Annotated in this window: 14 protein-coding genes; 7 read left to right on the top strand and 7 right to left on the bottom strand. The window is 72.7% G+C overall.

Annotated features, from left to right (window positions below; genetic code table 11):
• Positions 1–61: 61 nt before the first annotated feature.
• Positions 62–475, top strand: a complete 414-nt coding sequence (locus ABFJ78_RS17495; protein WP_436387395.1) for an ester cyclase — start codon at positions 62–64, stop codon at positions 473–475.
• Here the strand turns inward: ABFJ78_RS17495 and ABFJ78_RS17500 are convergent.
• The 6 genes from ABFJ78_RS17500 to ABFJ78_RS17525 all read right to left on the bottom strand — a co-directional run bounded on the left by ABFJ78_RS17500 (position 429) and on the right by ABFJ78_RS17525 (position 5,450).
• A complete protein-coding gene (locus tag ABFJ78_RS17500) occupies positions 429–1,802 on the bottom strand; it encodes a sensor histidine kinase (RefSeq protein ID WP_436387396.1) in 1,374 nt (457 codons plus the stop codon). The genes ABFJ78_RS17495 and ABFJ78_RS17500 overlap by 47 nt on opposite strands.
• The gene (locus ABFJ78_RS17505) at positions 1,799–2,485 is read right to left on the bottom strand and encodes a winged helix-turn-helix domain-containing protein (RefSeq protein ID WP_436387397.1); all 687 of its coding nucleotides are present in this window, start codon (positions 2,483–2,485) and stop codon (positions 1,799–1,801) included. Before ABFJ78_RS17505 ends, ABFJ78_RS17500 begins: the two co-directional genes overlap by 4 nt.
• A 45-nt stretch (positions 2,486–2,530) precedes the next feature.
• Complete coding sequence (locus ABFJ78_RS17510; protein WP_436387398.1) at positions 2,531–2,716, bottom strand: hypothetical protein; 186 nt, start codon at positions 2,714–2,716, stop codon at positions 2,531–2,533.
• Entirely contained in the window at positions 2,713–3,117 is a 405-nt protein-coding gene (locus tag ABFJ78_RS17515) for a hypothetical protein (protein WP_436387399.1), read from the bottom strand. The genes ABFJ78_RS17510 and ABFJ78_RS17515 overlap by 4 nt, the downstream gene beginning before the upstream one ends.
• Positions 3,118–3,184: 67 nt before the next feature.
• A complete protein-coding gene (locus ABFJ78_RS17520) occupies positions 3,185–4,906 on the bottom strand; it encodes a CocE/NonD family hydrolase (RefSeq protein ID WP_436387400.1) in 1,722 nt (573 codons plus the stop codon).
• A gap of 10 nt (positions 4,907–4,916) precedes the next feature.
• Positions 4,917–5,450 (bottom strand): TetR/AcrR family transcriptional regulator, encoded by a 534-nt coding sequence (locus ABFJ78_RS17525; RefSeq protein ID WP_436387401.1) that lies wholly within the window; start codon positions 5,448–5,450, stop codon positions 4,917–4,919.
• A 23-nt stretch (positions 5,451–5,473) separates the two neighbouring features.
• On the opposite strand from ABFJ78_RS17525, the gene ABFJ78_RS17530 reads away from it, so the two are divergent.
• The 3 genes from ABFJ78_RS17530 to ABFJ78_RS17540 all read left to right on the top strand — a co-directional run bounded on the left by ABFJ78_RS17530 (position 5,474) and on the right by ABFJ78_RS17540 (position 6,956).
• On the top strand, positions 5,474–5,908 hold the full coding sequence (locus tag ABFJ78_RS17530) for an SRPBCC family protein (RefSeq protein ID WP_436387402.1): 435 nt from the start codon (positions 5,474–5,476) through the stop codon (positions 5,906–5,908).
• Between the two features lie 66 nt (positions 5,909–5,974).
• Positions 5,975–6,547: a TetR/AcrR family transcriptional regulator gene (locus ABFJ78_RS17535; RefSeq protein WP_436387794.1), complete on the top strand. Its 573-nt coding sequence runs from the start codon at positions 5,975–5,977 to the stop codon at positions 6,545–6,547.
• 37 nt (positions 6,548–6,584) lie between these two features.
• Positions 6,585–6,956, top strand: a complete 372-nt coding sequence (locus tag ABFJ78_RS17540) for a winged helix-turn-helix transcriptional regulator (protein WP_436387403.1) — start codon at positions 6,585–6,587, stop codon at positions 6,954–6,956.
• A 6-nt stretch (positions 6,957–6,962) separates the two neighbouring features.
• On the opposite strand, the gene ABFJ78_RS17545 is transcribed toward ABFJ78_RS17540, so the two are convergent.
• A complete protein-coding gene (locus tag ABFJ78_RS17545; RefSeq protein ID WP_436387404.1) occupies positions 6,963–7,763 on the bottom strand; it encodes a hypothetical protein in 801 nt (266 codons plus the stop codon).
• Positions 7,764–7,873: 110 nt separating this feature from the next.
• Between ABFJ78_RS17545 and ABFJ78_RS17550 the strand changes: the two genes are divergently transcribed.
• The 3 genes from ABFJ78_RS17550 (at position 7,874) to ABFJ78_RS17560 (ending at position 10,366) form a co-directional block, all read left to right on the top strand.
• Positions 7,874–8,623, top strand: a complete 750-nt coding sequence (locus tag ABFJ78_RS17550) for an isocitrate lyase/PEP mutase family protein (protein WP_436387405.1) — start codon at positions 7,874–7,876, stop codon at positions 8,621–8,623.
• 32 nt (positions 8,624–8,655) lie between these two features.
• Entirely contained in the window at positions 8,656–9,657 is a 1,002-nt protein-coding gene (locus ABFJ78_RS17555; protein ID WP_436387406.1) for an aminotransferase class V-fold PLP-dependent enzyme, read from the top strand.
• Positions 9,658–9,745: 88 nt separating this feature from the next.
• On the top strand, positions 9,746–10,366 hold the full coding sequence (locus ABFJ78_RS17560; protein WP_436387795.1) for a hypothetical protein: 621 nt from the start codon (positions 9,746–9,748) through the stop codon (positions 10,364–10,366).
• Positions 10,367–10,390: the final 24 nt, after the last annotated feature.

Genomic DNA, 10,390 nt, shown 5'->3' on the forward strand with positions numbered 1-10,390 from the left:
GGACTTCCCCGGTTAGCGTAGCCGCACACTATCCGGGGAACTCCCCACTTAAGGAGCGAGCATGGACGCCGCCGAAGTGCACCGCCGGCTGGTCGCGCTGACGCCGTTCACGGCCGAGAGCGTCGTGGAAGGCCTGCGCTACATCGACTCCGACGTCGTCGACCACCGCGGCGGCGCCGGGGGCGACCACCACGGCATCGACGCCTGGCGGGCGAAGTGGGAAGCGATGCTGGACGGCGGGATCTTCGCCGGCTTCCGCGACATCGGCGTGCGGGTCGAGCAGAACGTCGCCGCCGGCGAGTTCTCGGTGAACCGCTACACGAGCACGGGAACGGAGATCTCTACCGGCCGCAGCTACGCCGTGACCAGCATGGACATGATCCGCGTCCGCGACGGCCGGGTGATCGAGCACTGGGCACTCATGGACGTCACCGACCGCGCGGCCCAGCTGGCGCCAGGGGGAACGTCATCGTGAACGCCGCCCCGCCCTCCGGCGCCGGGCCCGCCGTCAGCGTCCCGCCCATCCGCGTCACCAGCCCGTGCACCAGCGCCAGCCCGATCCCGGACCCCACCGGCCGCCGGTCGCGGTAGCGCGCGTTCAGCACTCCCCGCTCGAACGCCACCGGGTAGTCCTCCGGCGCCAGCCCCGGCCCGCCGTCGCGGACCGACAACGACGCTTCCGAAGCGGACACCGAGAGCGAAAACACCATCGGCGCACCCGAAGGCGTCACCCGCAGCGCGTTCTCCGCCAGCCCGTCGACCACCTGACGCAGCCGCCGGGCGTCCGCCACCACCAGGACCGGAGAAGAAGGCGCCGAGACCCGCAGCTCCACGTCCTCCCGCGCGCAGCGCAGCTGCCACACCTCCGCGCAGTCTCGGACCAGCGCACCGAGATCCAGCGACGTCACGTCGAGCCGGAACTCGTCCGCGCCGAGCCGCGCCAGTTCCAGCAGGTCCGTCACGAGCCGCTCCAGCCGCACCGCCTCGCGCTGGATCGTCTGACCGGCCCGGACCGCGTCGTCACCCGATGCGACGCCGTCCGCGATCGCCTCGGCGAAGCCCGTCACCGCGGTCAACGGCGTCCGCAGCTCGTGCGACACCGACAGCAGGAAGTCCCGCTGCCGGGCCTCGCTCACCGCCAGCGCGTCGGCCAGCGAGTTCAACGATCCCGCGACCTCCGCCACCTCGCGCGGCCCCTGGACCGGCACCCGCACGTCCCGCCGGCCCGCCCGCAACGCCCCCGCTGCCGCGGCCGCGCGGCGCAGCGGACGGCCCAGCAACCGGCCCGACACGAACCCCGCCAGCGCGGCTACCAGCAGACCGATTCCCAGCGCCAGCGCGATGTTGCGCACCAACGCCCGTTGCGTCGCTTCGGCGTTGCGCGCCGGCAGGACCAGCGCGAACGCCGCCCCGCGCGTGCCGACCACCCGCGTCTCGACGAGGTATTGCGAGCCGCCGACCGTGACGCGCCCGGAGTGGTCCGCGCCGAGGCCGAGCTTGCCCGCGGCCTGTACCGCGACCGCCTCGCCGAGGGCCTGCCCGCCGCCCGCGCGCCGGACCACCACCGAGATGCCCTGCCCCCGCACGACGTCGGCCACCTTGCCGACGCCCAGCCGGTTGCCGATGCCGGTCTCGTCGAGCTGCGTCGCGACCACGTCGGCCTGCGCCGACAGCGACGACTGCAGCACGTTGTCCGCCGTCGTCCGGATCAGCCGGGCCGCGACGAGCCCGGCCACGATCACCGCCACGCCCGCCACCGCCAGGCACACGAGCGTGATCCGCCCGGCGAGCGTGCCCCTCACGCCGGGTCCGCGGCGTAGCCGATGCCCCGCACCGTCCGAATCGGACTCGACTCGCCCAGTTTCGCCCGCAGCTGCGCCACGTGGACGTCGACCGTGCGCGTGCCCGCCGCCGCGGCGTACCCCCAGACGGCGCTCAGCAGCTGGTCGCGCGAAAGCACCTGCCCGGGGTGCCGGAGCAGGTGCGTGAGGAGGTCGAACTCGGTCGACGTCAGGGAAATCTCGGTGTCGCCGGCCCAGGCGCGGCGGCTGGTGACGTCGACGCGCGCGCCGCCCACGGCGAACGTCTCCGCCGCCGGCGTCGCCCCGGAGGCGCGACGCAGCACCGTTCGGACGCGGGCCGCCAGCTCGCGCGGGCTGAACGGCTTGGTCAGGTAGTCGTCGGCGCCGATCTCCAGGCCCAGCAGGCGGTCCAGCTCGTCGTCGCGGGCGGTGACGAACAGCACCGGCGTCCAGTCGCCGGCCGCGCGCAGCGCCTTGCAGATCTCGATCCCGTCCATTCCGGACAGTCCGATGTCGAGCACGATCGCCACCGGCTTGAGCCGCCGGACGGCGTCCAGCGCGCGGCCGCCATCGGCTTCGACGTGCACGCCGAAGCCGTCGCGCTTGAGGTACAGCGCCGCCAGTTCGGCGATCGCGGCCTCGTCCTCGACCACGAGGACGAGGCCGCGTCCCGGTGACCCCATGCCCGCTCCCGTCGCCGTCGTCACCAACGGGGAGACGCTAGCCGGTCAGGGGGAGCCATCGCTGTTCATGTCGGATTCGATGCCGTTGAGCGTCGACTCGATGCCGCTCAGCTCGGACGACGCGGGCGCGTTGTCGGACGGCGAGCCGGCCAGGTTGTCGCGGCAGCCCGAGCAGCCGAGCGCGATGAGCGCGGCGGCCCCGACCGCCGCCGCGACCCTCGCGCCCCTCACTTGGCCGGCTTGCAGTGCGCGGCCGCGAAGGCGTCGAGCTTCTGCTTGGCCGCGTCGATCTCCCCGATCCGGCCCTGGCGCTTGGTGGCCCGCTGGTCGAGCTGGTCGGCGCGCTGGGTGTGGCCCTTGGCGCGCTGGTCGGCGGCCCGGGCCTTGAGGTTGGCGACCGAGCCGGTGAGCTCGGCGCCGCCGTTGATCCGCGTCTTCAGGTTGTCGGCCTTCTTCTGCAGCTTCGGCACCCAGTCCGAGCAGACCTGCTGCGACTCCTCGGGGCTGAGCGTGATCGGCGCGACCGGCGCCGGCGACGTCGTCTGGGCCGAGGCCAGCGGCGCCGCCACCAGCAGGCAGGCCGCGCTCCCGCAGCCCGCCAGCGCCAGCCGCGTCCAGGTGGTTCCTCGCATCGTGTCTCCCTTGGGTGAGGTGCTTGCGGGGAGAACTTTCGCGGGGCGGTGTTCGGAGGGCGTCCGCCTAGTGTTCGGGCTTTGTAAGGCCGAGGGTGAGCGATGTCCGGGCGAGGTCGAACGTCAGCGTGTCACCCAGCACCGGCAGGTCCGGGTCGAACAGCAGCCCGTCGGTGCCGCCGAGCAGCAGGCCGAGCCGGTGCCCGGCCGGCACGACGTGGTCGAGCGCGGTGAGGGTGAACGTCATCGAGTACATCCGGCCCGGCACGAGCGGCTCGCCGTGCCGCAGCGTCGCGTGGTGCCCGAGGTCCGCCGAGCCGTACGCGACGATTCGGTGGTCGACGTGCACGACGTCCGCGGCGGTGTCGAGGAAGCACGCGGAATCGCCGGGCCTGCTCACGCCCCAGCAGGATGTCGTCGTGAGGTTCTTGATCCCGCTGCCGTAGTTCGCGGTGTTGCGCACCTCGGCCGGCCCGTAGTCGACGAGCGCGACGCCGAGCCGCGCGGCGGTCTTGTCGGACGACGCCGTGACCGTCACCGACGGCGACCCGGCGATCCGCACCGCCGAGGGCAGGGGAGCGCCGGTGAACCGCGCGGCCGACACCCCGGCCGCCCAGTCCTCACGGCCCACGGCGGGGTCGTCGGCGACCGTGGCCGTGCCCGAGCCGCGGAGCCCGAGCGTGCCGTCGGCCGACCCGCGCACGGTCACCGGTGCCGTCGCGGGCGGCCAGACGCGGACGTCCGTCCAGCGGCCGGGGGCGGTTTCGAGGTGCACTGCGAGCTCGTCCTCGACGCCGTTGCGGACGCCCTTCAGCCAGCGGTCGAACCAGCGGCCGAGCGTCTCGATCCACCGTGCGCGCTGCAGGTCGAACGGGTCGACGTGCCCGGCCTGGCTCAGCCACGCCTTGCGCGGGACACCCGCCCGGCCGAGCGCGTCCCAGTACGCGGCGAACTGGTTCGGTGCGACGGCGCCGTCCCCGAAGCCCTGCGCGACGAGCACGCTCGCCCGCCCCGGCCGCGGCACGTAGTTCACGCTCCGCCAATAGGCGTTGTAGTCGCCGTTCGTGCCCATGCGCGCCTTCAGTTCCGCTTCGAACGGCTCGCACAGCTCGCTCGCGCGCTCGTTGTAGGTGAAGGCCGACCCGGTGTGCTCCGGCGTGGCCAAGGGCGCGCCGTTCGCGATGAGCTGGCTGTAGTTGTCGGCGACGCCTTCGATCGGCACCACGGTCTTCAGCCCGGCGATGCCGGAGGCGGCCATGCCGATCGCGGTGGCGCCGTCCTGGGACTTGCCGATCGCGCCGACGTCCCCGGTGGCCCAGTCCGCCCGCACCGGCCGGCCGCCTTCGGGGGCGTCGAACGCCTTCGCCCGCCCGTTGAGCCAATCCACGACGGCGTTGCCGCTGCCGACGTCGTCGAAGCACCCCGACGAGCGGTTCGTCCCGCCGACGTCGGCCAGCACCACCGCGTAGCCGCGCGGCACGAAGTAGTTGTCGTAGAACAGCGGGAACTGCTCCGGGGTGCCGTCCGGCGCGTAGGTCTTCTTCTGCGACTCGTTGCCCCGGCCGCAGCACGCGTAGTACGGGCTGACGTCCAGGATCACCGGGACCCGCCCACCGGTCGCCGGCCGGACGACGTCCGCGGCGACGCGGTCGGGCTTCCCGTCGCGGTCGTGGTCGGTGCCGGTCTCGACCCAGGCCGTTTCGCGGACCGTTCCGCCGGCGGCCGCTGCCACGGGCGTCAGCCCGCTCGTCGTGATCAGTGCGGCCAGAAACCCCAGTAGCAGACGCATCGCGCCAGTATCACGGGTTCCGTTCGTACATCGCCAGGAACTGCGCCATCGCCGCGTTCACGGCGTCGCGGTCGCCGGTCGTGACGAGGTCGAGCAGCAGGCCGCGCGTCACGGCGAGGCCGAGCCTGGCGTGGGCGGGCCGATCGGCTTCGGGGACGCCGCGCTCGGCCAGCAGGGCCTCGACCGGGCCCAGCCAGTCGTCGATGACGCCTTCGAGGAACTCGGCCGTTCCCGGCGTGCCGCCGAGGGCCTGGCCGTAGAGCTGGAAGAACAGCTTCTCGTTGGCGCGCAGGTCATCGTCGGTGAGCCGGCGCCAGAAGTCCGCCGGGTCGAGGTCGGCGAGTGCTGCGCGCTGGCGGGCTTCGACCTCCCGGGCCACCGCCGTGAGCAGGCCTTCCTTCGACCCGAAGTGGTAGATCAGCATGCGGTGGCTGGTGCCGAGGTCCGCGGCCAGCGCCCGGAGGCTCTGCCCGGCGCCGCCGTGGTGGGCGATGCGGTCGATCGCCGCGTCGAGGAGCTTCGCGCGCGGGCTTGCGTCGATCATGTACCAAATGGTACACGTACCAAATGGTACAGAGAATCTCGGTGCGCGGGGTGACTTCCGCGGACGCCGACGCCGTGTACGCGCTGCTGCGGGACGGCGCGAGCTGGCCGCGCTGGTCGCCGCTGGGGTCGTTCGAGCTGGTCCGCGAGGGCAAGGACGAGCCGGAGGGGCTCGGCGCGATCCGGCTGTTCCGGACCGGCGGCATCCGCTCGTACGAGGAGATCGTCGCCCTCGAGCCCGGCCGCCGGTTCGGCTACGCGCTCGACCACGGCCTGCCGCTGCGGGACTACGTCGCCTACGTCGACCTCACCCCCGTGGACGGCGGCACGGAGATCCACTGGCACTCGTCGTTCACGGCGAAGGTGCCCGGCACCGGCTGGTTCTACCGCCGGTTCCTCGCCCGCTTCATCGGGCGGGTCGTGGCGGGGCTGGCCGAGGCCGCGCCGGTGGCCCCATAAAGTAGGCGCATGTCCGCGCCACGACGGGGATCGACCGGCCGCACCCAGGAGGAACGCAGCGCGGCGATGCGCGTCCGGCTGCTCGACGCGACGATCGACTGCCTCGTCGAGTACGGCTACGCGGGCACCACGACGACCCGGGTTGCCGACCGCGCCGGCGTCACGCGCGGCGCGCAGGTGCACCACTTCCCGACGAAGGCCGACCTGGTGACGTCGGCGGTCCGGCACCTCGCGCGCAAGCGCACCGAGGTCGCGATGGCCGAGCTCGACCGGCTCCGCGGGTCGAGCGACCCGGTCGGCGACGCGTTGCAGCTGATGTGGGAGATGCACCAGGGGCCGGTGTTCTCGGCGACGATCGAGCTGTGGGTCGCCGCCCGGACCGACCCGGACCTGCGCGGCCAGCTGGCGGCGGTCGAGCCGATCGCGGCGGCGGGCCTGGTCGAGTTCGGCACGGCGCTGCTGCCGGAGCAAGCGGAGCACCACGAGTTCCTGCACGCGGTATACACGGCGATGGACGTGGTGCGCGGCATCCTGATCGCGAGCTGGGCGACGCGGGACCAGGAGGAGCTGGAGGCCCGCTGGGAGCGCGGCCGCCGCCACCTGAGGCTCCTGTTCACGACCGTGATGGCCACTGCCTGAACGGCGTGTTACTCTCCCCGGGAAAGTGAGGTGCACCGTGGGGCCGGACCCGTACGACCGCAACTGCCCGACCCGCCAGCTGCTCGACCGCATCGGCGACCAGTGGACGGTGCTGATCGTCGGCGCCCTGCGGGACGGCCCGCTGCGCTTCACCGAGATCGCCCACCGGGTGGACGGGATTTCCCAGAAGGTCCTGACGCAGACGCTGCGCAGCCTGGTCCGCGACGGGATCCTGACGCGCACGGCATACGCGGTGATCCCGCCGAAGGTCGAGTACGAGCTGACGGCGCTGGGACGCAATTTGTCCGAGCCGCTGGACATGCTGGATCGCTGGGCTCGTCGCCACATGACGGCTGTGCAGGAAGCCCGCGACGCCTACGACGCGGAGCACACCCCCGCGTCGGCTTGAGTTCGCTCATCGGCGCAGTGTCAGCAGCCGTCGGGGCGGGTGGTAGTCGTAGCCGTACCCGACGTCCCGAAACCCCAGGCACAAGGCGAACGGTCCGTCGTGGAACTCCCGCCGCAGCGCAGCCCAATTCCGGGTCAGATACTCGGCCGCGGCCCAGGTGGTGTCGCCCTTCCGCCCCAGACAGAAGATCACCGTCGTGCCGCGGACGGTGTCGTGCACCTTTTCGACGATGGCCGGTTCGAGGAACTCCAGCTCGATCCGCCGCCCGACGTCCGAACCGGTGAGCACCTCGGCGTAGCTCGTCGTCGGTTCTGAAAGCTCCCGGTCTGCCGGCCCCTCGATGGACAAGCGGAGGCTTACCAGGTTCTCCTCCAGGTACATCTCGCGGACGCGGTTGCGTGCTGCTGCGCCGACAACGATCAAGTTGCTGCTCAGGTCGGCGAACTGGCGCGGGTCGTCCGTCGACGACGGACTTACGGTGTTGTGCACGTCGTAGTGGTAGCGGCCAAGGTAGACGGCGTCGACCAGTCCGCGGACCAGGTCTGGGAGACGCAGGGACGCGGACCCGAACAGGCGGGTGACCGCTTCGGAGGCTCGCAGCTCGTGCAGGGAAACCGTGTAGCCCCTGGGGCGGGTGCTGTTCTCCGACGTCCACAGGTTGGACAGGCAGACGGCGAGCTGCGGGACGGTGCGCAACCCGAAGAACCCGCGGAACCGGCGTTGCGCGATGCGGACCGCCCAAGCCGCGGCGAGCCCGAGGCCGGCCCAGAAGAGGAGATTGGCGATGACATTGGTCGCTATGTCCATCAACACCACGACAGGGTCCCGGTTGCGTCGCGGGAAAGGGGCCAGGGTGATCTGATTGTGAGATCTGAGTTCGGCGTCCGCCGAAGCGTCCCGCTCCTAGGTTCGGGGCCATGGACGAATTCCGCGCCCTCCACATCCCCGGTTCCCCGCTCCTGCTGCCGAACGCGTGGGAGTTCGGCGTCGGCGCTTTCCTCGCCGCGCAGGGCTTTCGCGCCCTCGGAACCACCAGCCTCGGCGTCTCCGCGGCCACCGGCGAACCCGACGGCGCCCCCTCGACGCGGGACGCGACCGTGGGCCTCACGAAGCGCCTGACGAGGCTGGACGTCCTCGTCAGCGTCGACATCGCCGACGGCTTCAGCGCCGACCCCGCCGCCGTCGCCGACCTGGCCGCGGAACTCGGCGACGCCGGTGCCGTCGGCGTCAACCTCGAGGACGGGCTCGGCCCGGCCGACCACCACGTCTCCCTGATCAAGGCCGTCAAGGACCGCGTGCCCGACCTCTTCCTCAACGCCCGCACCGACACCCACTGGGCCGGCGACCACTCCGTCGAAGAAGCCGAGAACCGAGCCAAGGCCTACGCCGACGCCGGCGCGGACGGCCTCTTCGTCCCCGGCCTGGCGGCCCCCGCGGACGTCGAACGGATCGTCGGGATCGGCCTCCCGCTCAACCTGCTGTTCCTCCCCGGCAAGGTCACCTTCGCCGGCCTGGCGGAGCTGGGCGTCGCCCGGGTCAGCCTCGGCTCGCTCCCGTACCGCATGGCCCTGCGGGCCGCGGCCGAGACGGCGCAGGCGATCCGCGACGGCCGCGACCTGCCGCTGAGCCCGCCGGGCTACGCCGACGTCGTCGCGTTGCTGCCGTAATCGGGTTGCCCTGGTCTGCCAGCCTGAAGACCATGACCGACTTCGCCGTTCCGCCCGGCTACCTGAACACGCCCAGCGTCGGCATCCCGCCGGCCCCGGTGGCGGGGGCGGTCGCCGAGTCCGTCGAACGGTGGCGCACCGGCGCGACGCGGCCGGGGGAGTTCGACCAGTACGTCGACCGGTCGCGGGCCGGGTTCGCGCGCCTGCTCGGCGTCGATCCCGGGCGGGTCGCGATCGGCGCGTCGGCCTCGCAGCTGGTCGCCGACGCCGCCGCCGCGCTGCCCGCCGGCACCCGCGTGCTCGCCGCCGAAGGGGACTTCACCAGCGTGACGTTCCCCTTCGCGGCCAACCCCGGTGTGACGGTGACCGAGGTGCCGCTCGAGGCACTGCCGGAGCGGGTCGAGGGCCACGACGTCGTCGCGGTGAGCGTCGTCCAGTCCGCCGACGGCCGGCTCGTCGATCTGCCGGCGCTGCGGGCCGCCGCCGAGGCCGCCGGGGCGGCGGTGCTGCTCGACGCGACCCAGGCCGCCGGCTGGCTGCCCCTGGACGTCGCCTGGGCGGACTGGGTGGTCGCGGCGGGCTACAAGTGGCTGCTGTCCCCGCGCGGCTGCGCGTGGCTGTACGTGCGGCCGGACGCGCAGGAGCGCACCCGGGCGGTCGCGGCGAACTGGTACGCGGGGGAGGACCCGTGGACCACGGTCTACGGCCTCCCGCTGCGCCTGGCCGGCGACGCCCGCGCGTTCGACCTCTCGCCCGTCTGGCTCGCCCAGGTCGGCGCGGCCGCCGCGCTGGAGTACTTCGGCGGGCTGGACCTCACGCAGGTCGCGGCGCACAACACCGGCCTCGCCGACCTGCTGCTCGAGAAGCTCGGCCTCCCGCCGCGCGGCACCGCGATCGTGTCGCTCGACGCCGATCCGGAGCGGGTCGCGGCGGCGGGCATCGTCTCGAGCGTCCGCGGCGGCCGGGTGCGCGTCGGCTTCCACCTCTACAACACCGCTGACGACGTCGAACGCGTCTTACGCGCATTGGAGTGAACGCCCCGGAGACGGTGAACTACCGTATGGCCCCGTGGTTGGTGCGCATTTCACCCCAGGCCCGTCCGACACGGCCCCGCTGGGCGCGGTGCCCCCGCAGCCGCGGCCGCCCGCCCCGGGCCCGCCGCCGAGGGACACCAGGGCCCTGGCGCTGCGCGGCGCCGGGCTGGTCGCGATCGCCGTCGTCGCCGGGCTGCTGTGGTACCTGATCCGGCACGACTCGACGCCGGACGAGCCCGTCGCGCAGCCACCGGCCCAGAACACCGGGCAGTACCAGTTCACCAAGGTCGCCGGCCCGGACCGCGTCAACGACTGCTCGGCCAAGTCCTACGGCCAGACCCAGAAGTTCTTCGAGGACACGCCGTGCCAGTCGCTGGCCCGCGCGCTGTACACGACGGAGACGGGCGGCGCGAAGGCGCTGGTGTCGGTGGTCGTGGTGGGCATGCCGGACTCGACGAAGGCGAAGGCGCTCAAGACCCTCACCGAGAAGGACGGCACCGGCAACGTGACCGACCTGGTCCGGGACAAGACGTTCGCCGGCTCCGGCGTCCCGAGCCTGAGTGGCAAGAACTCGGCGTACTCGTCCAAGGTCGAGGGCACGAACACGACGATCGTGCTGGCCGACTTCTACGACAAGCACACGGACAAGGAACTGATCGAGAAGATCGCCGACGACGCCCTCCGCTTGTCGGCCGACCTCAAGGGCTGACCCGAGCGCCCCGAGCTGCGTGTC

This window comes from Amycolatopsis sp. MEPSY49 (assembly GCF_051337345.1).
Taxonomy (GTDB): Bacteria; Actinomycetota; Actinomycetes; order Mycobacteriales; family Pseudonocardiaceae; genus Amycolatopsis.